This window comes from Embleya sp. NPDC127516 (assembly GCF_044765325.1).
Taxonomy (GTDB): domain Bacteria; phylum Actinomycetota; class Actinomycetes; order Streptomycetales; family Streptomycetaceae; genus Embleya.
Genome location: NZ_JBIWJT010000058.1, coordinates 1 through 24,114, shown reverse-complemented (window position 1 = coordinate 24,114; position 24,114 = coordinate 1). Strand labels below are relative to the sequence as shown.

Sequence of the window (24,114 nt, the reverse complement as noted above, 5' to 3'; positions counted from 1 at the left end):
GCAGGCCCGCATCGCTTCGACAGGCCGCCCCCGGCGCGTCAGCGCCCCCGACCCCGCCCCACCCCCGTGATCGACGCGCGAAGCGCGGAGAGCGGCGGAGCCGCAGGTGTGGACGGTGTGGCCCGGAGCGAAGCGGAGGGACACACCGTCCCGAGCGAGGCGCCGCTTTTTCTTGGAGGAGCGAAGCGGAGGAAAGAAAAAGCGGCGCCTCGCGAGCCGGCGACGAAGTCGCCCAAAAAAGGAGCACCCCCGCATGCGTCCCGCAGCCCGACTGTTGTGTGCCCTGTTCGCCACCGTGTTGCCGCTGATCGCGCTCGCGGCGCCCGCCCGGGCCGCCGACGAGTTCACCTGGGGCGTGCAACCGGCGGGCGGGCGCGACCACTTCGTGCTGACCGCCGGGCCCGGACAGACCCTGGTCGACGTGGTCGGCGTGTCCAACTTCGGCGACAAGCCGCTGACCCTGCGCGTGTACGCCACCGACGCCGTGCTCGCCGCCGACGGCGGGATGACCCTGCTGACCGCCGCCGAGCGGCCCAAGGACGTCGGCGCGTGGATCGGCTTCGACGCCGAGACGTACACGATCGCGCCGGGCAAGCGCGCGGACATCCCGTTCCGGCTGACCGTCCCGGCGGACGCGAGCCCCGGCGACCACACCGGTGCCATCGTCGCCTCGATCAAGGCCGAGGCGACCGGCCCCGGACAGCAGCGCTTCGACGTCGACCGGCGGGTCGGCGCTCGCGTGTACCTGCGGGTGGACGGCCCCGCCGTGCCGCGCCTGGCGATCGAGGACCTGCGGCTGTCCTACGACAACCCGATCGCGATGTCCGGCGGCGGCGAGGCGATCGTGCGCTACCGGGTCCGCAACACCGGCAACGTGCGCACCTCGGCGAGCGCCGAGACCACCGTCACCGGGCTCGGCGGGTGGCGGCTGGGTGGACCCGCCCGCGCCGCCCTCCCCGAGTTGCTGCCCGGCGCGACACACGAGGTGGTCCAACGATTCACCGGCGTCTTCCCGGCCGGTCGACTCACCGCGGACGTCACGGTCACCGGCAACCCGGCGACCGTGACCGCGAAGTCGACGAGCGTGTGGGCGCCGCCGTGGCTGCTGCTGGCCGCGCTCACGCTGCTGCTCGGCGCGCTGATCGCCTACGTGGTGACCGTGCTGCGCCGTCGCCGTCGCCGTCGCCGTCGCCGGGCCGCCGCCGCGCGCGATGCCGCCGCCGCGCCGAACGCCGCCGACGCCCCCACCGAAGTCACCGCCGACTCGACCGGCTGACCGCCCGCCGTCGCGTCGCCGCCCCGACCCTCCAGGAGTTCACATGTACACCTCGCACCGCCTCCGTCGCGCCGCGACCGCGGCCGCCGCGCTCGGCCTGGCCGGCGCCGGCGTGCCGGCCGTCGCCCACGGCGCCCTCGCCGCCCCCGCCGACACCCGCGCCGAGACCCCGGCCACACCCGCCGTCACCGCCTCGCGCAGCACCGAACTGGCCGCGGCCGGCGACGAGATCACCGTCGTCGGCCGAGGTTTCGCGCCCGGCGCGCGGGTCACCGTCGCGCTCTACGGCGGCGACACCGCCGACCGGACGGGCAGCCGTACTCTCGTCGCCGACGCGCGGGGCATCGTCGCCACGCCGCTGCGGGTGGGCACCGGATTCGCCCCGGACGCACCGGCGTTCGAGGTGCGGGTCGGCGCCGAGGGCGGGCCGGCCGCGAAGGTCGCGGTGACCTTCGCCGCGCAGGCGCCCGCCGGCGCCCCCACGTCGCTGCGCGCCGCACCGCAGGGGGCGGCCGAGCAGGCTCGGGCCCCACAGGCCGCTCCGCAGGCGGCGGCCGGCGGCGCCAAGCTGACCGTCACGCCGAGCACCGGTCTGGAACCGGCCGGCGCGTCGGTCACGGTCAAGGGCTCCGGCTACGTGGCGGGCAGCGGCAACGGGATCTACGTCGTATTCGGCCCCAAGGAGGCCGACTGGACCACCAACGCGGGCAACTACGGCGCCTCGAAGTGGCTCAAGGCGTACGGCGCGGACGGGATCAACCCGGACGGCACCTTCTCCGTCACCCTCACCGACGTCAAGGCCTCGTACAAGAACGGCGCGGGCAAGGACGTCGACTGCCTCAAGACCGAGTGCTACGTGCTGACCATGGCCGCGCACGGTTCGCCCGACCGCAGCCAGGACGCGTTCGTGAAGGTCTCTTTCAAGGGCGGCTCGACCACGGCCGGATCCGGCACGACGGCGGGGGCCGGCAGCACGACCGGCACCACCACGGGCGGCACCTCGGGCACCGGCTCGACCGGTTCGGCGAGCGCCGGCGGCGGGACGAGCGGGTCGACCGGCGGTGCGGCAACGAGCGGCTCGACCGGCGGCGCGGGCAAGTCCGGCGGCGGCAGCCTGCCGCTCACCGGGCCCGCCGGCCTGGTCGGTGCGAGTGTCGCCGGCGTCGCCCTGGTCGCCGCCGGCACGGTCGCGGTGGTGACCACCCGGCGCCGCCGCGGCACCCCGCCCGCCTCGGCCTGAGCGCCGCCGCCCCCGAACGCCGGTCGGACCGGCGTTCGGGGGCGGTTCGCCGGTCGCGGCTACTTGCCGAGCGCGTCCAACTGCTCCAGGAACCACTGCTGCGGGTTGAGCGCGACCGCCGCCGCGGCCAGCCGCTTGGTGCGTTGCAGCCGCTCCGTGGGCTCCATCGTGAGCGCCGTGTGCAGCGCCTCGGTGGTCTGCGACACGTCGAACGGGTTGACCACGATCGAGTCCTCCCCCAACTCCTCGAACGCGCCCGCCTCGCGCGAGAGCACCAGCGCGCAGCCCCCGTGCGCCTCGTCCAGCAGCGAGACCACCGGCACCTCCTTGGCGACCAGGTTCATCCCGTCCCGGATCGGGTTCACCAGCGCGACGTCGGCCAGTCGGTACGCCGCGAGCGAGCGCGGGAAGTCGTCGTTGACGTGCAGGATCAGCGGCTGCCAGTCGCCGGTGCCGAACTCGTCGTCGATCTCCTTGGCCACCCGCTGCACGGCGGCGGTGTACTCGCGGTACTCCGGGAGGTCGTGCCGCGAGGGGTAGGCGAACGCGACGTGCACCACCCGGCCGAGCCATTCCGGCCGGGTGCGCAGCAGTTCGCGATACGCCAGCAGACCGCGAACGATGTTCTTGGACAGTTCGGTGCGGTCCACCCGGACGATCACCCGGCGATCGCCCACCGCCTCGCGCAGCCCGGCGAGTCGGGTGTCCACGTCGGCGCGGGAGGCGCGCTCGCGCAGGAAGTCGGCGTCCGCGCCCAGGCCGTGCACACCGATCTCGGTCACGTGGCCCGCGTGCGTGACGGTCATCGCGTCCCGGTCCACCACCGCGTCGAGCACGTCCGCGCAGCAGTCCAGGAACGCGAGCGCCCAGCGCCGGGTCAAAAAGCCCGCGTGGTCGGCGCCGAGCACGCCCTCCAGGACGAACCGCGCGATGTCGTCGGGAAGCAGCCGGAAGTAGTCCGGCGGCGCCCACGGGGTGTGCGAGAAGTGCCCGATCCGCAGGTCCGGACGCAGCCGGCGGAGCAGCACCGGCACCAGGGTGAGGTGGTAGTCCTGCACGACCACCTTCGCGCCCTCGGCGGCCTCGTCGGCCAGTGCCTCGGCGAAGGCCTGGTTGTACGCCTCGTAGGAGGCCCACTCCTTGCGAAAGCGCGCGTCGAAGACCGGCTTGGACGGGGTGTCGTAGAGCAGGTGGTGGACGAACCACAGGGTCGAATTCGCTATGGCGTTGTAGGCCCGCGCGAAGGTGCCCGGATCGATGTCCAGCATCCGTACGGCCAGGCCACCGGTGTCGTGACCGGCCAGATCCAGCCGGCCCGAGGGGGCGGCCCGGGTCGCGGTGCGATCGGCCTCGCCCAGCGCCGAGCACACCCACACCGCGCCGGTCCCCTGGCCCGCGGTGGACAGTCCGGACACGAGTCCGCCGCCGCCGCGACTGACGGACAGCGTGCCGTCGTCCTCCAGTGAGAAGGACACGGGACCGCGATTCGAGGCGACCAGGACACCAGCGGGAGGGGGAGCACTCATGCCCCGACCCTAGCCACGCTTCCCGGTGCGCAAACCCGGCCCGATCGCCCCCGCGGCTCGAACGGTGTGGCGAGTATCACGTGCGCTTGTCATTACCGGGAGTAGCGGGGGTGTGCTTTCTCTTGACTCGTCGGGCCGATCCCGCCCGGGTTCGACCGGGGCTCTCCCCGCGGACCCGGTCGTTGGACGGGGTCCGAAAAAGGGCGACGGGGCAAGGGGGAATCGGGAATGGGCAACAATCGTGGCCTGGCCGCGGGCGCCGTGGCCGCCGCGTTGATCCTGGCGAGCGGCGCGACACCCGCGGTCGCCGAGGGCGACGGCGCGTGCAACGACGGCGACGCGTGTCTGTACTACAACTCGAACGCCAAGGGCGCGCGTTTCGACCATCGGTACAACGTGGCCAACTACTCGGGGTACCGGTTCATGCCGTCCCCGGACGGCAGCAGCGGCGCGTGGACGGCGGTCAAGAACAACGCGGCGTCGGTGTGGAACAACGATCCGACGCACATCCTGCGGATCTACTACGGCAGCAACTATCAGGGCCCGGTGCAGGAGATCGGTCCGAAGTCCACGGCCAATCTCGATCCGGCGCTGAAGAACAACAACGCGTCGGGCAGTTGGACCGCGCAGTAGTGCGCCCGCGCCGCGTCCCGGGCCCCGTCCTGGTGGGCGTCGTGCTGGGCGTCGTGTTGTGCGCCGCGTCGGCGAGGTGCACCGCGAGCGGCGAGCGCGCGGACCCGGCGGCGCGGGCGCCCGGCCGCGCCGACCCGTCGCTCCCGCCGCCGGGCGCGGTCCCGCCGGCGGGCGAGGTGGCCCGGCTCGACCTGCCGATCGCGGCCCACCTGCCGACCCCGGAGCAGCGCGCCCGGCAGACCGCGGCCGAACAGGTGCTGATCCGGGCCTGCCTGGGCCGGCTGGGCCTGACGTATCCGACCCCCGCTACGACGGACACCGAACCGGTGCTGCGCTCGCGCACCGAGCGCCGGTACGGGGTGGGCGACCCGGTCGAGGTGGCCGGCTGGGGATTTCGGCCGCCGGGAGTGGCGAAGGCGGGCGACAAGCCGAGCGCACCGGCCCTGGGCCGCGAGCTGGAGGTGGCGCTGTACGGCGCCGCGGCGGCGGACGGGCTGCCGCCGGCGCCGACCGAGGGCAGCGATCGGCCGGGACCGGGCTGCCTGGGAGAGGCGCGGTTCGCCCTCGGCGTCGATCCGGCGCTGGAGCGCGCGGCACTGCCGAGCCGGCTGGATGTGGAGTCGTTCGAGCGCTCGCGCGCGGATCCTCGGGTACGGCAGGTGCTCGCGCTGTGGTCGACGTGCATGCGGGGGAAGGGGTTCGACTACCCCGATCCGTTGGCGGCGGGCGGCGATCCGGCCTGGGACACGCCCGTGCCGAGCGCGCGCGAGATCGCGGCGGCGACCGCGACGGTGGCCTGCCGGGCCGAGCACAACGTCGCGGGCACCTGGTACGCGGTCGACGTGGCGTATCAGCGACAGGCGATCGAGCGTGAGGCCGCGGCGCTGACCCGGGTGCGGGCGGCCCGGGAGAACACCGTGCGCAAGGTCGCGGAGGTGCTCGGCAACTGAGCCCGCCGGCCCCGCCCGGCGATCAGCGCTCGACCAGGCGGGTTCGTGCGCGGTAGGCGGGCACGGTCGCCATCGCCGGCCGCTCCCGGGCCGCGACGTCGTGCGTACGCAGCCGGAAACCGCCCTCGTCCCGCTCGAACTGGGTCAGCGCGGTGCTCAGCTCGACCGGGTGCGCGCCGTTCGGGCCGCGCCGCAGCCGGCGCTCGACGGCCTGGAGTATCTCCGCCGCCATCCGGCCCAGCCCGGCCTCGTCCTGGTGGTTGTGCCGGCGCACCCCCACGTCCACCTGGGCCATCGCGTCCAGGCCGACCAGGCGCAGGGTGTCCACGAGCATCGCGGTCTCGACGCCGTAGCCGCACGGGAAGGGCAGTTGTTCCAGCAACGAGCGGCGGGCCGCGTACTCGCCGCCGAGCGGCTGGACGAAACCGGCGAGTTCCGGCCAGTGCAGGTTGAGCAGCGGACGCGCGACCAACTCGGTCACCCGGCCGCCGCCGGCGGGCACGATCGTGTCGCCGATCTCCAGCGGCCGGTCGTACATCGCCTTGACCAGTTGCACCGAGGTGTCGGTGAGCAGCGGGCCGAGGATTCCGGTGACGAAGTCGGCCGAGAAGTCCTTGAGGTCGGCGTCCACGAACGCGACGATGTCGCCGTCGGTGACCAGGAGCGAGCGCCACAACACCTCGCCTTTGCCGCGCACGGCCGGGATCGCGGGCAGGATGTCGTCGCGGTGCACGACCCGCGCGCCCGCGTCCGCCGCGATCCGGGAGGTGTCGTCGACCGATCCGGAGTCGACCACGACCAGTTCGTCCACCAGCGGCGCGCGCTCGATCAGCTCGGTGCGGACCACCTTGACGATGTCCCCGACGGTCGCCGCCTCGTTCAACGCCGGCAGGACGACGCTGACCCGAGTGTCTCGTTTGGCGTCAAGAAGCTTGTCGACGGGCCAGTCCGCGGCGACGGAGGACCGTCGTCGAAGCCAGGCGCTCACCTCGGGCTGCACGTTCGAAATCCCCTGTCGTCGCCGGTGTTCCGGCCTCGGTCACGGCCACCCTCCATCGTCTCGCGAGGTGGACCGGATGATCGACGCGGCACCGGTTCGGTTACAGTCGTCGTCACCGGTAACGACGATCGCACGTCGTGCCGGACAAACGCGGACCGGCCACCTCGCGAAGGGTGTGTCCACCGCCATAGCAGCTCATCCAGAGGGGCAGAGGGAACGGCCCGTTGAAGCCCCGGCAACCATCCGATCGTCATTCCTCGTGACGCGCTTTCGGCGCGAGCGAGCACCGGCGGATCGGACAGGTGCCAAGTCCGGCCCGTGGAACCCCACGGGTAAAGATGAGGACAGAAAGGCCCTCGCCATGGCGACACCCACCGCCACCCGTTCCACCAGCGCCACCTCCACCTCCACCTCCTTCGGTCCGGCCGTCGCGCTGTCGTGTCGCGAGTGCGGCGAACGCACCGAACTGGGTCCCAAGTACGCCTGCGAGTCCTGTTTCGGCCCGCTCGAGGTGGCCTACGACTTCGGCACCGTCACACGTGAGCAGATCGAGGCCGGCCCGCAGAACATCTGGCGCTACGCGCCGCTCCTGCCGGTGTCCGCGGACGTCGCGTCCCGGCCCAATCTGAACCCCGGTTTCACCAAGCTGGTCCGCGCCGAGAACCTGGGCCGCGAGCTGGGCATCGCGAAGCTGCACGTCAAGGACGACTCGGGCAACCCGACGCACTCCTTCAAGGACCGCGTGGTCGCGATCGCCGTCGAGGCCGCGCGCACGTTCGGCTTCACCACCCTCTCCTGCTCCTCCACCGGCAACCTGGCCGGCGCGGTGGGTGCCGCCGCCGCCCGGGCGGGCCTGCGGAGCTGCGTGTTCATCCCCTCCGACCTGGAGGCCGGCAAGGTCGTCACGGCGGCCGTGTACGGCGGCGAGCTGGTCGCCATCGAGGGCACCTACGACGAGGTCAACCGGTTCTGCTCGGAGCTGATCGGCGACCCGGCCGGTGAGGACTGGGGCTTCGTCAACGTCAACCTGCGGCCGTACTACGGCGAGGGTTCCAAGACGCTCGCGTACGAGATCGCCGAGCAGCTCGGCTGGCGGCTGCCCGAGCAGATCGTCATCCCGATCGCGTCGGGTTCGCAGCTCACCAAGATCGACAAGGGCTTCCGCGAGCTGATCGCGCTGGGGCTGGTCGAGGACGCGCCGTACAAGATCTTCGGCGCGCAGGCCACCGGGTGCTCCCCGGTGGCCGCCGCGTGGAAGGCCGGCCACGACGTGATCCGCCCGGTGCGGCCGGACACGATCGCCAAGTCGCTCGCGATCGGCAACCCGGCCGACGGCCCGTACGTGCTGGACGTGTGCAAGCGCACCGGCGGCGCGGTGGAGGACGTCACCGACGCCGAGGTGGTCGAGGCGATGAAGCTGCTGGCCCGCACCGAGGGCATCTTCGGCGAGACCGCCGGTGGCGTGACCGTCGGCTGCCTGCGCAAGCTGCTCGCGTCCGGCGCGCTGGACCCGGACGCCGAGACGGTCGTGCTCAACACGGGCGACGGCCTCAAGACGTTGGACGCGGTCACGCCGACCACCGGCGCCACCGCGACCATTCGACCCACTCTGGAATCCTTCCGAAAGGCCGGCCTGGCATGAGCGTCTCCGTTCGCATCCCGACGATCCTGCGCACCTACACGGGTGGGGCGGCCGAGGTGTCCGTCGAGGGAAGCACCCTCGCCGAGGTCCTGGACGCCCTGGAAAAGGACCACACCGGAATTCGCGCACGCATCCTCGACGACGAGGGCAAGCTGCGCCGCTTTGTGAATCTGTACGTGAACGACGAGGACGTGCGCTTCGCGGACGGTCTCGCCACCACGATCCCCGACAACGGCAGCGTTTCGATCATCCCGGCGGTCGCCGGCGGTTGCTGACGCGATAGGCGACCTTGTCGATCTTCATCGGCACGGACCACGAAACGGAACCGAGAAATCCGCCGTCCGGAGCACCGGGCGGCGGATTTCCTCTCTCCCCGGCCGACGTGCGTTACACGTGTTTACCCGGGTCCATTTCCCCGCTTTGGCGGCGTTGCGTCGGTAAACCCGTGGTCGAGATCACACCCGATATGTATCGAAAGTCGTTTTCCTGACGTATTGAAATACGGCTTTCCTGGTGATTCACGAAGAATGCGAGCTTTATTCACTCGGGAATTCTCGTCCGATTGACCTGTTGCTCCGGGCATCCGTCCGGATACATTCAGCCGCGGTCGTAGCGGAAGGCCGGGTCCTTCTGGATACGAACCCGGAGCTGCGGCGTGCAGTATCCGTGAAAGGGCCAGTAACAGGGGAGTTAGGAATGGCTCAGGGCGCCGTCAAGTGGTTCAACGCGGAGAAGGGGTACGGCTTCATCGCGGTCGACGGTGGTGCGGACGTTTTCGTCCACTACAGCGCGATCCAGATGGACGGGTACCGGACGCTCGAGGAGGGGCAGCGAGTCGAGTTCGAGATCTCGCAGGGGCAGAAGGGGCCGCAGGCCGACATGGTCCGCGTCACCGCCTGAACCAGGGGGCATCCGCTCCTCTGCTTGAAACGGTCCACACCACGGACTGCACGACACATCGCAGCACAACACTTGTCCCGATCTCTCGTCCGGCCTGTTGTCCGATGGTCGGATCGGATGCGTATCGGGTGTGATCAGCGACCGGGGCCCGGCCTTCCCGCCATGCGGGGGCCGGGCCCCGGTCGTTGTACGTGCGGCCGTGCGGACCCGCGCTTCGTGCGACACGCGCGGGGGTGTGCGCGGACGGGTCGGGACCGGCCGTTGCGCTTGCACTCGGCATGGTCGAGTGCTAATCATTGGCGTTAGCACTCTGGATGTGAGAGTGACAGAAACGGACCGAGCCGGTGAGGCTCGGCACCCGTGAGGGAGGGATCCTCGCGGTGGTCGGGTCGTCCGTCGCGGGCACCTGTGCGGTCCGGCACTCACCCCCGTTCTGGGAGGACTTCACCACATGGCCAAGATCATCGCGTTCAACGAGGAAGCGCGCCGCGGCCTCGAGCGCGGGATGAACCAGCTCGCCGACGCCGTCAAGGTCACGCTGGGCCCCAAGGGCCGCAACGTCGTGCTCGAGAAGAAGTGGGGTGCGCCCACCATCACCAACGATGGTGTGAGCATCGCCAAGGAGATCGAGCTCGAGGACCCGTACGAGAAGATCGGTGCGGAGCTGGTCAAGGAGGTCGCGAAGAAGACGGACGACGTCGCCGGTGACGGCACGACGACCGCGACCGTCCTCGCCCAGGCGCTCGTACGCGAGGGCCTGCGCAACGTGGCCGCCGGCGCGAACCCGATGGCCCTCAAGCGTGGCATCGAGAAGGCCGTCGAGGCCGTCTCCGAGCAGCTTCTCGCGCTTGCCAAGGACGTCGAGACGAAGGAGCAGATCGCCTCCACCGCCTCGATCTCCGCCGCGGACCCCCTGATCGGCGAGATGATCGCCGAGGCCATGGACAAGGTCGGCAAGGAAGGCGTCATCACCGTCGAGGAGAGCAACACCTTCGGTCTCGAGCTCGAGCTCACCGAGGGCATGCGCTTCGACAAGGGCTACATCTCGCCGTACTTCGCGACCGACATGGAGCGCATGGAGGCCGTCCTCGAAGACGCCTACGTGCTCATCGTCAACTCGAAGATCACCTCGGTGAAGGACCTCCTCCCGCTGCTGGAGAAGGTCATGCAGTCGGGTAAGCCGCTCATGATCATCTCCGAGGACGTCGAGGGCGAGGCCCTGGCCACGCTCGTCGTCAACAAGATCCGCGGCACCTTCAAGTCCGTCGCCGTCAAGGCGCCGGGCTTCGGCGACCGTCGCAAGGCCATGCTCGGCGACATCGCCATCCTCACCGGTGGCCAGGTCATCTCCGAGGAGGTCGGCCTCAAGCTCGACACCGCGGGTCTCGAACTCCTCGGCCGCGCCCGCAAGGTCGTCGTCACCAAGGACGAGACGACCATCGTCGACGGTGCCGGTGACTCGGACCAGGTCGCGGGTCGGGTCAACCAGATCCGCGCCGAGATCGAGAACTCGGACTCGGACTACGACCGCGAGAAGCTCCAGGAGCGTCTCGCGAAGCTGGCCGGCGGCGTTGCCGTGATCAAGGCCGGCGCCGCGACCGAGGTCGAGCTCAAGGAGCGCAAGCACCGCATCGAGGACGCGGTGCGCAACGCGAAGGCCGCCGTCGAAGAGGGCATCGTCGCCGGTGGTGGCGTGGCCCTGCTCCAGGCGTCGACCATCGCGTTCGACAAGCTCGAGCTGGACGGCGACGAGGCGACCGGCGCGAACATCGTGCGCCTGGCCGTCGAGGCCCCGCTCAAGCAGATCGCGGTCAACGCCGGCCTCGAGGGCGGCGTGGTTGTGGAGAAGGTGCGCAACCTGACCCCGGGTCACGGCCTCAACGCCGCGACCGGCGAGTACGTGGACCTCATCGCCGAGGGCATCATCGACCCGGCGAAGGTCACCCGTTCCGCGCTGCAGAACGCCGCGTCGATCGCCGCGCTGTTCCTGACCACCGAGGCTGTCATCGCCGACAAGCCGGAGAAGAACCCGGCCCCGGCCGGCGGCGCTCCGGACATGGGCGGCATGGACTTCTGATCCGCTGAGGATCGGTAGACCCGCACGGTCTTGACGCGAGAGGCGGTCCCCTTCGGGGGGCCGCCTCTTTCGCGTTCCCGGGACGGATTGCGGCGGTGTTCGAAGCGTGTTCGCTCGTTCGAGTGGCGGTGGCGACTTACCCTGAAATGGTCTCCGGGCGGCACATAGCGTCGCTCCTGCTACAGCGCGGACCGAGGTGGATGAGGTGGACGACATGACCGCACCCGTGATCGAGGCGAGCGACACCTGGCACCGACTGGTGTCCACGTGGCAGGAGCTGGACGTGCCCGACGGCTGGCGCGCCGAGATCACGGGGGGAAGCATCGTCATGTCGCCACCGCCGGCAAATACGCACAATCTGATTGCGTCCCGCCTCCAGCGGGCGTTGCTTACGGTCACCCCGGAGAACTGTGAGATCTTCCAAACGCTCGGTGTGAGTATCGCGCCGATGTTTCGGCTCTACATCCCGGACGTCGTCGTGATGCCGGTCGACGACATCGGGTTGGATCCCGAACACGACACGGCGCCGACCCCGGCACGGTGCGCCCTCCTCATCGCCGAGATCACCTCCAAGGACAATGCGGACCACGATCGGGTAACCAAGCTCGAGGCCTACGCCCGGGCCCAGGTGCCGCTCTACCTGCTCATCGACCGCTGGGACAAGGAGGGTCCTTCCGTGAAGCTCTTCTCCGCGCCCGACGGCAGGAGATACCACGGGGAACTCCGGGTATCGATCGGCGAGTCGATCACCATCCCCGAGCCTTTCGGAATCGACCTCGATACGTCGCTCTTCGGGGTCTGATTCGACTCGACCGATATTGGCCGGCGTCGGCGGCACCTCGCTCGTAGGCTCGTGGTGCGACTCCGGGAACTACGCGTTCCTTCTGTCTTGGCGTACAAGCGCTTTTGGGGTGCTTGGGGTTCGAATCCCTATCCGGGACCCGTGACCTGCCCGGAGTCGCGTGCCATCGCACCCGGGGAACTGCGTGTTCGTACAGAGCCGTTTCCCATGGGTCGGAAGCGGTCCCAGGTTCGTCCGGGGACCACACACCGGACCCGCGACCTGCCCCGGGTGCCCACGGGGGAGCCTTTCGATGACCGAGATCACCCGCGCCCTGAGCGCCGACAATCCGGCCCGCGCCGAGGCCGCCGCCACCGTCGTCCGCTTCCTGGACGTCGCCGTGGCCGCGACCGGGCGGGCCTCCTTCTACAACACCCGCGACGAGCAGCTCGCCTTGGAGCAGGACGCGCACCGCGCGATGATCGCACTGGACCGGCGGTTGTACGCGGGTCTGGTGTGCTCCCCCGGAGCCACCGACCGCAGCCGGCAGCTCGGCGTGCTGCACCTGCTCGACACGCCCGCGCGCGAGGACGACGGCACCGCCGTGTACGACGCGGTGGCCGCGCTGACCGTGCCGCGCCGACTCAAGCTGTTCGGGCTGCTGGCCGAGCGGCGGGTCAACAACGCGCGGGTGCGCCGGCTGATCCTGCGCAGCGTCCTGGGCTCCGGCTCACTGGAGTTGTGGTCGGTGCGCTACCGGGACAAGCTCGCCGGCGCCCTGCGGCACGCGTGGGGTCTTCGGCTGAGCGGCATCCTGCGCTCGATCCTGACCAAGCAGCTCGCCGGCGCGGAACTCGACCCGAAGGAACTGCGCATCCTAGCCCGCGAGCTCGACCGCTGGGCGCCCGACCCGGCCGACGCCGCCGTCACGCGCGAGTGCGTCGCGTTCGTGCTCGGCGCCGACGGCCCGTACACGCTGCCGCTCCCGGTCGCGTATCGAGCCGCCCGCACCGACCTGGACGCGGGCGCGGCACTGCCGCTGGAGACGCTCGAAGGGCTGCGCGGCCGATTCCACCCGGACGAGAAGCCCGCGCGCGTCCTGGCGCTGACCGCCGATCGGCTGACCGTCGGCCAGCGGCTCGCCGGACAGCGGCAGGCCGAGCGCGCGGGCGTCGAGGTCGAGGTCGACCTCGACCGCTACGACGCGGTCCGGCTCTACCTCTACGCGTTCGCGACCGGGATGACCGACGAGGTCGCCGCGGCGCTGGATCGGCGGGCCGCGGCCGGTGCCGCCGGGCTCGACCTGGCCGGCCGTCGGATCGCCCTGGTCCTGGACGGGTCCGCCTCGATGCGCGGTGGCGCCGATCAGCCGCTGCGGCCGATCGCCACGGTGCTCGCGCTGCGCGACGCGCTGCGGGCGGCGGCGGGCGAGTGCCACGACGTGTGGATCGGCGGCGCCCCGGACGGCCGACTGGTGCGACCCACCGGCGCCACGGCGGCGGCCGAGGCCCTGGTCGCCGCGCTGCGCACCGGCGCCGAGCTGATCGTGGTGATCGGCGACGGCTACGAGAACGCGCCCGCCGGGCGGTTCGCACAGGTGCTCGACGCCGCGCACACCCTCGGCGTCGCGGTGCCGGTGGTCCAGCTCTCGCCCGTGCTCGCGGCCGAGGCGGGCGGCCTGCGCGGCTACGCGCCGAACCTGCCCACGGCCCCCGTCCATCGTCCCGAGGTTCTCGAACTCGCTTGGTGCCGGCTGATGTTGGCCGCCGACCCGGCCGCCGCCGTACCCGCCCTGCTGCGCCTGGCCCACCTGGAGGTGACCGGATGAACACCCTCGCCCACGACGCGCTGCCGATCGGCGACCTGCTGACCGGCTGCACCCTGGGTCGGGTGCAGAGCGTCGGCCGGATGCAGGTGTTGCCGCTGCTCGGCGACACCTGCGACGCGCCCGCAGTGACGCTCCCGACCGATCTGTGGATCGGCACGAGTGGCTACGGCACGCTCACCTTCGTCAACCACACGCCGAACGTCGCGCTGGTCCCGTGCCACCTCGCGGTGATCGTCGAGCAGAGCGCGCAGGACCACGCGATGCCACGCGCCGCCATGGTCGAGCCCTCGGATCGGCTCGCCTTCGACGCGGCGATGTGCGTCCAGCAGACCCAGCCCGGGCTGATCCCCGAGGCGCCGCGGCCGCTCGCCGTGCTGCCGCTCGCGCTGCGCGCCGCCGCGTCGGCGAGCGCGGACGCGGACGGGTACAGCAGGTTGTGGCCGGCCGTGCAGCGCTTCAACGTGTCCTCCGGCCTCGCCGAGACCGGGAACCTGGCGCTGTTCCTGAAGCACTTCGCGCTCGAGCTCGAACGTTTCGTCGCCGAGTTCGAGTGCGTCGACGAGCAGGTGGGCGCGGTGGTGCTGCTGGACGGCGAGATCGCCGGGATCGAGCGGGCGCCCTCGCGGGCGTACTGGTCGGCGATGTGGGAGCCGCTGATCCGGTTCTGCTACGGCGCGGAGGCGCTGCGTTACGGCCTGCACGACGCGGGTGATCCGCCGCCGAGCCGGACCGTGCTGAGCCTGCCCGGCCGCGACGGCGCGGCGGCCGGCGACCCGTACGACGTGCTCGCCCAGGCGCTGCGGGTCGCCGACGCCGAGGAGCGGCGGCGCGCCGAGCACACGCTGGACGCCGCCGGCGCGCAGGTGGTGACGGTGACGCCGGAGCACACGGCCGCCGGTGTCACCGTGGGCCGGGCGCAGAGCGAGCGGCTGGTCGGCGCGTACGCGGTCGGCGGCGACCGGCCGATCTACGCGTCGTTGACGGCGCGCTCGTTCGGCGGCTGAGTGGGCGCGAGGCCGCCGAGCGGGGCGATCACCTCGGCGTCCCGTTCGCAGACCCAGTGCGGGTCCTCGCCCAGCTCGGGTTCGAGGTAGAGCGGGTGGTCGTCGTGCCGCGGGCACGGCGGCCACACCGTGCCCTGCTCGGTGAGCGCCTCCTGGACGTCCTGGCCGATCAGTCCGGGGACGTACGCGGCGCCGTCGGGCCACTGCTCGACCCACCACTTGCGCTCGACCAGCGCGTGCTCGACCACGGTCACGGTCTCGGGGGTCTCGACGCCGTGCGTGCGCAAATCGGCCAGGACCAGGGCGCGGGCGGTCAACAGGGCGACGTCGGTCGGATCCTTGCTCATGGTCCACAAGTGTGCGCGATCGCGGCGTATACGAGAATCGACGGCGTGGCACTCCTCATCGATCCCCCGGCCTGGCCCGGACGCGGGCGGCTGTGGTCGCACCTCGTCAGCGACGTCTCGCACGCCGAACTGCACGCGTTCGCACGCGAACTCGGCGCGCCGGAGCGTGCGTTCGACCGGGATCACTACGACGTCCCGGCCGACCTGTACGCGCGGGCGGTGGCGAACGGGGCCGAGCCGGTCTCCAGTCGGGAACTGGTGATCCGGCTGACCCGGGCGGGGCTGCGCCGGCGCAAGCGGTACCGCCCGCGCTAGACGCGGCGGCGTCCGCCGTGCCGAGCCGGCAGGCGCCGGGTCAGGACTGCTGGCGCGGGATCGTGCCCTCGAGTCGTTCCAGCTCGGCGCGCATGTTGTAGCGGGCCGCCTCCTCGTACCGTGCCGCGCCCAGGCGGGTGTGGAACAGCCGGGGCAGCGACATCAGGTCGCGCAGCACGGCGGCGCGGGCGGCGCGGAACGCCTCGTCCGGAACGAACGCGTACTCCTCGCGGACCGCCGCCGTGTACGCCTCGTAGCGCTCGCGGTCGGCGGCCAGGATGGCCAGGTCCGCGTCGCACAGGACGTGCGCGTTGTGGTCGTGCTCGCCGGGCGCGTGCTCGGCGGTCACCCGGACCAGGCGCACCGTCTCGGCCACCAGGGCCGGGTCCACGCCCGCCTCGCGCAGGCCGCGCTCGGCCAGCCGCGCGCTGCGCTCCTCGTTGTCGGCCCGGGCCGGGTCGTAGACCGCGTCGTGGAACCACGCGGCGAGCACGACCGCGTCGGCGTCGTCGGCCTCGTAGGCCAGTTCGCCGACCAGGTCGAGCACGGTGCGCAGATGGTCGGTGTCGTGATAGCGGCGGTGCGGCTCGGCATAGCGCGCCAGCAGGCTCTCGACGACGGCGCCCGCCTCGGCGTGCTCACCGACGAGCCGGGCCCATTGGTCCCGCAGTGTCACAGTCGCGGACTCCTGGATACGTTCCACCCGGCCAGCATGGCAGAACGAGCGAGCGAAGCCGACCACCAACCGGTTCGACACACGCGGTTCACTCGTATTGGATGCCCGTCACCGATGCGGCAGGACCGGTACCGCCAGCGGTTCCGGGAGCGGGCGCGCGTGCAGCACGACCAGCGCGGACACCGCGCGGGTGAGCACCACGTAGAGCCGGCGCAGCCCCTGGGCCTCGGCGTCCACGATCTCGGCCGGTTCGGCGACCGCGACGTGGTCGAACTCCAGACCCTTGGCCAGTGACGCGGGCACCACGCTGATCCGGGCCTCCTCGGCGCCGCCCTCCTCGCCCAGCACCCGGTGCGCGGCGCCGGTCGCGCGCAACGCGTCGGCGACCTCCGACACCCGCGCGTCGGCGCAGATCAGGCCGATCGAGCCTTCGTGCGCGAGCAGTTCCAGGGCCGCGTCGGCGGACCGGGCGGCCAGTTCGTCGGCCTCGACCGGGCGCAGGGCGAGTGCGCCGGCCGCCTGGCGGACCGAGGACGCCGGGGCCAGGCCGGGGGCGATCACCGGCAGCAGCCGGCTCGCGAACTCCAGGATCTGGAGCGGCACTCGGAAGCCCCGGGTCAGCTCCTCGACCCTGGCCCCCTCGTGCCCCAGGTGGTGCAGCGTCTGCGCCCAGCCGAGGGTGGCCCACGGCGTGGTGCCCTGCGCGATGTCGCCGAGCACCGTGGCCGAGCCGGTGGAACAACGCCGGCCCACCGCGCGCAGTTGCATCGGGGACAGGTCCTGCGCCTCGTCGATCACCACGTGTCCGTAGCCGCCGGTGCGGTAGAGCAGGTCGGCGGTCTCGTCCACGAGCACCGCGTCGGCCACGGTCCAGCGCGCGGATCCCACCCCGCGCGGCGGCGTGGCCCAGCCGATCGCGGCCTGTTCGTCGGCGGTCAGTACGCCGTCCGCGCACGCGGCCCGGAACCCGGCGTCGCCCAGCAGCCGGAACACCAGCTTGAGCGGGTCCACCGCGGGCCAGATCGCGTCCACCGCCGCCTTGACCGGTCGGCTGCGCGCGACCGCGTCCTGGACCCGGTCGTCCGGGGATTCGCCGCGCTCCTCCATCTTGGTCAGCAGCGCGTGCGCGAGCCGTTGGCGGAGCATGTCGCGCGCGGCGCCGTAGCGCACGTCGCGCGTGCGCAGCGCGGCCACCAGTTCCTCGACCTCGTACACCGCCAGTCGCCATGTGCGCGAGTCGCGGACCACGGCCACCGACTCGGTCGGCGCGCGCAGCCCAGACCACACCGCGCGCCGGAGCACCTCGGCCATCCGCGCGTCGCCCTTGATCGTGCCGGACTCCGCCTCGTCGAGTGCCCGGACCTTGATCTTGGAGGTGCGGGTGACCAGGTCCTCGACGGTGGTCTGGCCGACCTCGATCTCGCCGAGCGCGGGCAGCACCTGCTGGATGTAGTCGAGGAAGGACCGGTTCGGGCCGACCACCAGGGTGCCGCTGCGGGCGAGGCGGTCCCGGTAGGCGTACAGCAGCCAGGCCACGCGGTGCAGGCCGACGGCGGTCTTGCCGGTGCCGGGCGCGCCCTGGACGCACAGCGTGCGGCCCAGGTCGGAGCGCACGATCTCGTCCTGCTCGGGCTGGATGGTCGCGACGATGTCGCGCATCGGCCCCACGCGCGGGCGCTCGATCTCCGCCGCGAGAATCCCGCTCGCGGTGTCCGCCTCGTCCGGGTCGCTCAGGTGCTCGTCCTCGAACGCGGTCAGCTCGCCCGCCGTCCAGCCGAACCGGCGGCGCAGTTCGACGCCGAGCGGCTCGGCGCGGTTGGCCCGGTAGAAGGCGCGGGACAGCGGCGCGCGCCAGTCCACCACCATCGGGTCGCCGAGTTCGTCGTGCACGTGTCGGCGGCCGATCCAGAAGGACTCGACCGGCTTGCTCGGGTCGGCGCTCACCTCGACCGGTTCGACGCCCTCGACGCCGTCGGCGAACCGGCCGTCGACCCGGCCGAAGAACAGCGGCGAGCCGGCGTGGTCGGCCAGCGCGGCGATCCGCTTGGCGATCAGGTGTTGTGCGGTCTCGTTGGCGACGGCGGTGGCACCGACATCGCGCAGGTCCAGTGCCTCGGTCTCCTCGCGCATCCGGCGCAGCGCGGCGCGGGAGGAGTCGAGGTAGGCGCGTTCGACGGCGAGCGCGTCGTGGGTGGGCAGGGCGGGGCCGGGTGTGGCGGGCGCGGACATGTCTCTCCGGTTCGTGGCGGCGACGGATCGGAGCCCGGCCGTGCGCGATGTCACGTCCTGGTGCGCCCCTGCGGAGGGCACGGGCCGGGCGCCCGAAGGCGGCGGCCCGCGCGGCCCACCGGTGCCGGGCGCCGAGGACGGTTCCCGATCACTGCACTGGGTGGGACAGCGGAATCAGCGAGCCTAGGGGAGTCCGGCTCTCCCATCAACTCCCTATCGCAGGCCATGCTCTGTTGCCGAGGTGTGGAGGCGAAGGGACGGAAGGACCGCGAACGGACACCGGGTGGGGGTGGGTGACGGCCGAAAACGTGCGGGTTCGAAATGCGGGCTCGGCGGGTGGGTTCCATGCGTGGGTCCGATGCGCGGGCTCGGCGTGTGGGCTCGGCACGCGGGTCCGACGCGTGGGTTCGGCACGCGGGCTCGGCACGCGGGTCCGACGGGCGGGTTCGACGGGCGGGTCCGACGCGCGGGTCCGACGGGCGGGTTCGACGCGTGGGTTCGACGGGCGGGTTCGACGGGCGGGTTCGACGGGCGGGTCCGACGGGCGGGCTCGGCACGCGGGCTCGACGCGCGGGTCCGACGCGCGGGCTCGACGCGCGGGCTCGACGCGCGGGCTCGACGCGCGGGCTCGACGCGCGGGCTCGACGCGCGGGCTCGACGCGCGGGCTCGACGCGCGGGTCCGACGGGCGGGCTCGACGCGCGGGCTCGACGGGCGGGCTCGGCACGCGGGCTCGACGCGCGGGTCCGACGGGCGGGCTCGGCACGCGGGTCCGACGGGCGGGCTCGACGCGCGGGCTCGACGCGCGGGTCCGACGGGCGGGCTCGGCACGCGGGTCCGACGGGCGGGCTCGGCACGCGGGCTCGACGCGCGGGTCCGACGGGCGGGCTCGGCACGCGGGTCCGACGGGCGGGCTCGGCACGCGGGTCCGACGGGCGGGCTCGACGCGTGGGTTCGGCGCGTGGGTTCGGCGCCCGGGTCCGACGCCCGGGTTCGATACGCGGGTTCGACGACGGCGTGGGTGCGTGGGCGATCGCTCGGGGCGGTGGCGGGGTGTCGATCGTGGTGAAGGGGAAGGTGGTTCGGGGATGAGGGCGTGGACGGCGAGGATGGTGCTCGCGATGGCACTGGTGGCCGGGATCGCGCTCGCGCCGGCTCCGCCGGGCAGTGGGCGCGGAGGCCGGGTACCAACCGGTTTCGAGCGGCGCGGCGGGACCGCCTGGACGACGCTCTCCCAGGAGCGCGACCTCCTGCGCGACCTGGTCTCGGCGAGCCCGGGTCCGGAACGGGCCGGGTGGGGCGCCGCGCGGGTCACCGTGACCCGGGTCGGCACCAGCGCGCGCGGCCGAGCGCTCGAACTGATCACCGTGGCCGGGATAAGTACGGTGCCCGAACCGGTCCGCGTGCTGTTCGTGTGCGGTCAGCACGGCGATGAGCCTGCCGGTCGGGAGGCATGCCTGAAGCTGGTTCGGGACCTGGCCGCCGATCGTTCGCCGGCGGGGCGTCGGCTGCTGGAGCGGGTCACCGTCCTCGTGCTGGCCACGCCGAACCCGGACGGACTGGTGGCGGGCACCCGCACCACCGCAGAGGGGGTGGATCTCAACCGCGACCACGTAGCGGTGAGTTCGCCCGAGGCACGGGCCATCCGGCAGGTACTCCGCGAGGCGCGCCCGCACATCGTGCACGACCTGCACGAGTTCGACGTACCGACCGGCACATACCCGACGCCGACCCTGTACCTGTGGCCGCGCAACCTCAACGTGGCACCCGAACTACGGTCCCTGGCTATCGAGTTGACCCGCGATCGGATCGGCACCGCGCTACCCGCGGCGGGCTGGGCGGCGGGTGTCTACGGAGAGGGCACGGCGGGTCGGCAACTCGGCGGTGACGCGGACGAGCGGCTGCTGCGCAACGCAGCCGGGCTCGATCACGCGGTCGCGGTGCTGGTCGAGATCGCCCGGCGGCCCATCTCGGCTCTGGAACGCGCGGATCCGGGCCTCCTCGGGCGGCGGCGGGTGGCCGCGCACCTGGTGGCCGCGCGGGCCACGCTGCGGATGGCTGCCGAGCGCGGAGACACCATCGTCGCGGCGGTACGCGCGTCCCGGGAGCGGGCCATGCACGGCGGCGGACCGGTGTACTTCGACGGGGCCGACAACGTCCCGGCCGGCCGAACTGCGGTCGGGCCGATGCCATGCGCGTATCAGCTGACACCCACCGGGTACGCCGACGCGCGGGCCGCGTTGGCCGCGCACGGCATCCGGGTCGAGCCCGACCTGCGGGTGGAGACGGCGCAACCGGCGGGCGCGATGGCCGCGTTGCTGCTGGACCCGAGGGCACGCTTCGCGGTCGCGGAGGCAACCCCCTTGCCCTGCGCGGGAGAATCACCGGCGACCGGAGACAAGTCCTGATGGGACGGGCGGGCCCGGCGCGTCCCGAACGAACACGAGGCCGCGGCGACGAGCACCGACCGAGCGCACGAGCGCAAGGATCCCGAGCGAGCGCACGCGTAAGAACCCGCCGCGAGCAGTGCTCTCCACATGTGCGGTGCTCGCGTCGCAGTATGAGAACACTGCCCACAGCGAGCGCACCGCCCACATGGAGAGCGCCGCTCACAACGAGAGCACTGCCCCGTGACGAGACCACTGCTCACAACGAGAGCAGCGCTCTCAGCAGGAGCAACGCGTACACCGAGAGCACCGCTCGCCGTGAGAGCACCACCCATGACGAGAGCACTGCTCACAACGAGAGCACCGCACGCATTGGGAGCCGGCTCGCAGCGAGAGCACTGCCCGCCGTAAGCGCACCGCCGGCCGCGAGAGCATTGCCCGCGGCGAGAGCACCGCTCACACCAAAGAGCACCGCTCTCGCGCATGTGGGAGAGAGCACCGCTCACGGCGAGAGCACTGCTCGCAGTAAGAGCGGCGCTCACAGCCGAGAGCGCCACTCACACTCAAGAGCACCGCCCACAGCGAGAGCGCCACTCACACTCAAGAGCACCGCTCACAACGAGAGCACCGCACGCACCCCACACACTCTCCACCCGCCGAGAACAAAGCCGCCGAACCCGCCTATGCCCCCTCGACCCGGTCCGCGAGCGCGGCCAGTAGCTCGGCGACGCCCTCCGGGCCGGGGACGACCAAGTCGGCGCGCTCGGCCAAGGCGTGCACCTCGGCCGAGCCGCTGCACACGGTGAGGCCGGCGACGCCCTGTTCGCGCAGTTCCTCGACCGCCTCGAAGGCGGCGAGGTCGCCGAGGTCGTCGCCGGCGAAGAGCACCGACCCGGCCTGCTTCTCCTTGAGGAAGCCGGTCAGCGCGCGGCCCTTGTCCATTCCCCGGGGACGCAGTTCCAGCACGTAGCGGCCCGGCTCGACGGCCAGGTCGTGCCGCGCCGCGAGTTCGGCGAGCGGGTCGCGCAGCAGCGCGAAGGTGGCGTCCGGGTCCGGGGCGCGGCGGGTGTGCACGGCCAGTGCGCTGCCCTTGTCCTCGATCCAGGTGCTGTTCCACACGTCGAGCGAGTGCAGCAGTCCGGGCAGCGCGAGCCGCACCTCCCCCACCCCGCGCGGTGGCTCGGGCGCGCTGACCCGGCCGGTCGCCGCGTCCCAGCGCTCCAGGCCGTAGTGGCCCAGGACGACGAGTTGTTCGAGCCCGGCGACGCCGCGAAAGCGGCCGTACTCGACGGCGACCGCGGCGGGACGACCGGTGACGATCACCGTCGCCGCCAGGTGCGGGGTCAGTCGGGACAACGCCCGGACCGCGCGCATGTCCGCGCGGGCCTGGTCCGGGCGGTCGACGATCGGGGCGAGCGTGCCGTCGAAGTCGAGCGCGACGACCGCTCGGGCCGGCTCGCCGAGCAACGCGGCGAGGCCCGTGCGACCGGCCGGCGTGGTGGGTTCGGGCAACGTGGACCGGTTCGAGGTCATGCCGACCAACCTACCCAGTGGTCAGCGAACCGAGCAGGCGATCCGCCGGCGGCACCACTTGGTCGTCGACCACGATCACGGTGAGTCGATGCAGCGGGATGCCGGCGAAGGCCGGCTTGATCCGGCCGATCCCGGGCAGCGCGGCGGCCAGCGCGCGCGCCTGCCGTTCCTGGCCGACCGGGTGGTAGACGGTGGTGGCCGGGACCGCGCCGCGGAACACATCGGTCCCGCTGACCTCCCAGCCCGCCGCCTCCAGCCGTCGGGCCATGCGCTCGGCGAGCGTGGGCACCTTGGTCTGGTCGAGCAGCACCACCTTGCCGCGCGCTCCCCGGGGCGCCGAGGGGGCCCGGGCGGGCGGCGCCGGGCGGGCCGACACGGCCGGGGCCGCGACCGGGGCCGGTGCGGGAGCGGGAGCGTTTCGGGCGCGGTCCGCGGCCACGCGGGTCGCGGGCTCGTCCCGGCCGATCGCGAGCGCACCCGCCGCCGCGCAGAGCGCCAGGAGCGCGGCCACCGGGAGCAGGCCGCGCCGGGGACGCCCGGGGCCGGCCCGGCGGGCGGGGGCGGGGGACGCCCGCAGCCCGCCGATCAGATCGCGCTCGGTCGGCACCGCGCGCCCGCCGCCGACCGCCTCGGCCCGCTCGGCCCCTTCGGCCCCTTCGGCCCCTTCGGCTCGCCCGGTCCGCTCGATCTCCTCGGCCCACAGGTCCTCGTTGGTCCAGATCAGGCCGTACCGACCGAAGCCGGCGAACACGTCGTACTCGTCCTTGCGGCGGGTGAACACCCCCGGCCCCTCAGTGCCCGGATCGACGCGCGGTGGAGCGGGCCTGTTGCCGCGCCTCGCGCAGCCGACGCAGCCGCTGCACCAGCATCGGGTCGTGTTCGAGCGCCTCCGGGCGGTCGAGCAGCGTGTTCAGTACCTGGAAGTAGCGGGTCGCGGAGAACCCGAAGCGGTCGCGCACGGCGCGTTCCTTGGCACCCGCGTGCTTCCACCACTGGCGTTCGAATTCGAGGATGTCCCGGTCCCGGTCGGACAACCCGCCGGCGGGAACCGCTCCGGAGGAGGTCGCCGCGGCGCCCTGCCCGGGAATCACGGGCGGCTCGGGCCGCGCGTCGTGTTCCTCGCCCATCGGTCACCCCTTCGGTACCTCGCCCGGGCCCGTCGACCCGCTTCCGGCATTCTGCCCGCCCGCGCCGACGGACCATCGCACCGGCGCGGTGATTCGCCGGAAAAGCCCACGAATCACCCGAGGGAGGGCGTCGCGGCAGTGGCCTATATGCTCCGCCGCATGTCTACTTTTGCCGTCCATATCCCCGCCGCCGAACTCGAAGCCGACCCGCTCGACCCGGCCCAGATCGTCTCCGGCACGCCCGAGGTCTCGGGCAAGGTCCTGTGGGAGTCCGAGGACGGCAAGCAGATCCGCGGCATCTGGCAGATCACCCCGGGCGTGGTGACCGACACCGAGGCCAACGAGCTGTTCGTGGTCGTCTCGGGCCGGGCCACCATCGAAATCCGGGGCGGCGCGACGATCGAGGTCGGCCCGGGCGACGCGTGCGTGCTCGAAGAGGGCGACGAAACGGTGTGGACGGTGCACGAGACGCTGCGCAAGGCGTACCACATCACCCTGCCGTAGCCGCCGCGTCCGCGAACACGCCGAAGCCCACAGGCCCCCGAGGCCTGTGGGCTTCGTGTTTCCCGGGGTCGTCCCGGGCCGTGGGTCGTCCGGGTTACTTGACCGATCCGGCGGTCAGGCCCGATACGACGTGCTTCTCG

Annotated in this window: 22 protein-coding genes and 1 riboswitch; of the genes, 14 read left to right on the top strand and 8 right to left on the bottom strand. The window is 72.5% G+C overall.

Translation table 11 applies throughout. The annotated features are described in order from the left end of the window. The first annotated feature begins 253 nt into the window (after positions 1-253). Complete coding sequence (locus ACIRL2_RS49870) at positions 254-1,276, top strand: WxL protein peptidoglycan domain-containing protein (RefSeq protein WP_402242184.1); 1,023 nt, start codon at positions 254-256, stop codon at positions 1,274-1,276. A gap of 43 nt (positions 1,277-1,319) precedes the next feature. Further along, a complete protein-coding gene (locus ACIRL2_RS49865) occupies positions 1,320-2,516 on the top strand; it encodes a hypothetical protein (protein WP_395874532.1) in 1,197 nt (398 codons plus the stop codon). Between the two features lie 59 nt (positions 2,517-2,575). Here the strand turns inward: ACIRL2_RS49865 and ACIRL2_RS49860 are convergent, their stop codons facing one another. Next, positions 2,576-4,042: a trehalose-6-phosphate synthase gene (locus tag ACIRL2_RS49860; RefSeq protein ID WP_395874534.1), complete on the bottom strand. Its 1,467-nt coding sequence runs from the start codon at positions 4,040-4,042 to the stop codon at positions 2,576-2,578. A gap of 228 nt (positions 4,043-4,270) precedes the next feature. Here ACIRL2_RS49860 and ACIRL2_RS49855 point away from each other — a divergent pair, with 228 nt between their 5' ends. Further along, on the top strand, positions 4,271-4,675 hold the full coding sequence (locus ACIRL2_RS49855) for a peptidase inhibitor family I36 protein (protein ID WP_395874536.1): 405 nt from the start codon (positions 4,271-4,273) through the stop codon (positions 4,673-4,675). Beyond that, the gene (locus tag ACIRL2_RS49850) at positions 4,660-5,625 is read left to right on the top strand and encodes a hypothetical protein (RefSeq protein WP_402242181.1); all 966 of its coding nucleotides are present in this window, start codon (positions 4,660-4,662) and stop codon (positions 5,623-5,625) included. The genes ACIRL2_RS49855 and ACIRL2_RS49850 overlap by 16 nt, the downstream gene beginning before the upstream one ends. Positions 5,626-5,647: 22 nt before the next feature. Here the strand turns inward: ACIRL2_RS49850 and ACIRL2_RS49845 are convergent, their stop codons facing one another. Further along, positions 5,648-6,625, bottom strand: coding sequence for a glucosyl-3-phosphoglycerate synthase (locus ACIRL2_RS49845; protein WP_395874540.1), 978 nt, complete (start codon positions 6,623-6,625; stop codon positions 5,648-5,650). Between the two features lie 192 nt (positions 6,626-6,817). After that, a riboswitch (SAM riboswitch) is annotated at positions 6,818-6,970 on the top strand. A gap of 16 nt (positions 6,971-6,986) precedes the next feature. Here ACIRL2_RS49845 and thrC point away from each other — a divergent pair. The 7 genes from thrC to ACIRL2_RS49810 all read left to right on the top strand — a co-directional run bounded on the left by thrC (position 6,987) and on the right by ACIRL2_RS49810 (position 14,857). Next, complete coding sequence (gene thrC, locus ACIRL2_RS49840; protein WP_402242178.1) at positions 6,987-8,267, top strand: threonine synthase; 1,281 nt, start codon at positions 6,987-6,989, stop codon at positions 8,265-8,267. After that, positions 8,264-8,542 carry a ubiquitin-like small modifier protein 1 gene (locus tag ACIRL2_RS49835; protein ID WP_395874544.1) on the top strand — a complete coding sequence of 93 codons (279 nt, stop codon included), beginning with the start codon at positions 8,264-8,266 and terminating at the stop codon, positions 8,540-8,542. Before thrC ends, ACIRL2_RS49835 begins: the two co-directional genes overlap by 4 nt. A 421-nt stretch (positions 8,543-8,963) precedes the next feature. Next, on the top strand, positions 8,964-9,167 hold the full coding sequence (locus ACIRL2_RS49830) for a cold-shock protein (protein WP_020557826.1): 204 nt from the start codon (positions 8,964-8,966) through the stop codon (positions 9,165-9,167). Positions 9,168-9,618: 451 nt separating this feature from the next. Continuing rightward, on the top strand, positions 9,619-11,244 hold the full coding sequence (gene groL / locus ACIRL2_RS49825; RefSeq protein ID WP_020557825.1) for a chaperonin GroEL: 1,626 nt from the start codon (positions 9,619-9,621) through the stop codon (positions 11,242-11,244). A 214-nt stretch (positions 11,245-11,458) separates the two neighbouring features. After that, positions 11,459-12,046 carry a Uma2 family endonuclease gene (locus ACIRL2_RS49820; protein ID WP_395874546.1) on the top strand — a complete coding sequence of 196 codons (588 nt, stop codon included), beginning with the start codon at positions 11,459-11,461 and terminating at the stop codon, positions 12,044-12,046. Positions 12,047-12,338: 292 nt separating this feature from the next. Next, on the top strand, positions 12,339-13,853 hold the full coding sequence (locus ACIRL2_RS49815; RefSeq protein ID WP_402242174.1) for a hypothetical protein: 1,515 nt from the start codon (positions 12,339-12,341) through the stop codon (positions 13,851-13,853). Then, a complete protein-coding gene (locus ACIRL2_RS49810; RefSeq protein WP_395874550.1) occupies positions 13,850-14,857 on the top strand; it encodes an ARPP-1 family domain-containing protein in 1,008 nt (335 codons plus the stop codon). Before ACIRL2_RS49815 ends, ACIRL2_RS49810 begins: the two co-directional genes overlap by 4 nt. Here ACIRL2_RS49810 and ACIRL2_RS49805 read toward each other — a convergent pair. Further along, complete coding sequence (locus ACIRL2_RS49805; RefSeq protein WP_395874552.1) at positions 14,821-15,204, bottom strand: hypothetical protein; 384 nt, start codon at positions 15,202-15,204, stop codon at positions 14,821-14,823. The two genes, ACIRL2_RS49810 and ACIRL2_RS49805, sit on opposite strands and share 37 nt — an antisense overlap. 45 nt (positions 15,205-15,249) lie before the next feature. Between ACIRL2_RS49805 and ACIRL2_RS49800 the strand changes: the two genes are divergently transcribed. Further along, positions 15,250-15,519 carry a DUF4031 domain-containing protein gene (locus ACIRL2_RS49800; protein WP_395874554.1) on the top strand — a complete coding sequence of 90 codons (270 nt, stop codon included), beginning with the start codon at positions 15,250-15,252 and terminating at the stop codon, positions 15,517-15,519. A 40-nt stretch (positions 15,520-15,559) separates the two neighbouring features. Here the strand turns inward: ACIRL2_RS49800 and ACIRL2_RS49795 are convergent, their stop codons facing one another. Both ACIRL2_RS49795 and ACIRL2_RS49790 read right to left on the bottom strand, forming a co-directional pair. Continuing rightward, positions 15,560-16,222 (bottom strand): metal-dependent phosphohydrolase, encoded by a 663-nt coding sequence (locus ACIRL2_RS49795; RefSeq protein ID WP_402242170.1) that lies wholly within the window; start codon positions 16,220-16,222, stop codon positions 15,560-15,562. Between the two features lie 81 nt (positions 16,223-16,303). Beyond that, positions 16,304-18,424, bottom strand: coding sequence for a HelD family protein (locus ACIRL2_RS49790; protein ID WP_402242168.1), 2,121 nt, complete (start codon positions 18,422-18,424; stop codon positions 16,304-16,306). 1,087 nt (positions 18,425-19,511) lie between these two features. Here ACIRL2_RS49790 and ACIRL2_RS49785 point away from each other — a divergent pair. Next, positions 19,512-20,831 carry a M14 family metallocarboxypeptidase gene (locus ACIRL2_RS49785; protein ID WP_402242166.1) on the top strand — a complete coding sequence of 440 codons (1,320 nt, stop codon included), beginning with the start codon at positions 19,512-19,514 and terminating at the stop codon, positions 20,829-20,831. Between the two features lie 660 nt (positions 20,832-21,491). Here ACIRL2_RS49785 and otsB read toward each other — a convergent pair. Genes otsB through ACIRL2_RS49770 form a run of 3 tightly spaced genes read right to left on the bottom strand, consistent with a single transcriptional unit; the run spans position 21,492 to position 23,470 of the window. After that, on the bottom strand, positions 21,492-22,343 hold the full coding sequence (gene otsB, locus ACIRL2_RS49780; protein WP_395874560.1) for a trehalose-phosphatase: 852 nt from the start codon (positions 22,341-22,343) through the stop codon (positions 21,492-21,494). 10 nt (positions 22,344-22,353) lie between these two features. Then, positions 22,354-23,124: a LytR C-terminal domain-containing protein gene (locus tag ACIRL2_RS49775; protein WP_402242163.1), complete on the bottom strand. Its 771-nt coding sequence runs from the start codon at positions 23,122-23,124 to the stop codon at positions 22,354-22,356. 10 nt (positions 23,125-23,134) lie between these two features. Beyond that, entirely contained in the window at positions 23,135-23,470 is a 336-nt protein-coding gene (locus ACIRL2_RS49770; protein ID WP_402242161.1) for a DUF3263 domain-containing protein, read from the bottom strand. Between the two features lie 159 nt (positions 23,471-23,629). Here ACIRL2_RS49770 and ACIRL2_RS49765 point away from each other — a divergent pair, with 159 nt between their 5' ends. Continuing rightward, on the top strand, positions 23,630-23,974 hold the full coding sequence (locus tag ACIRL2_RS49765; protein ID WP_395874566.1) for a cupin domain-containing protein: 345 nt from the start codon (positions 23,630-23,632) through the stop codon (positions 23,972-23,974). Positions 23,975-24,114: the final 140 nt, after the last annotated feature.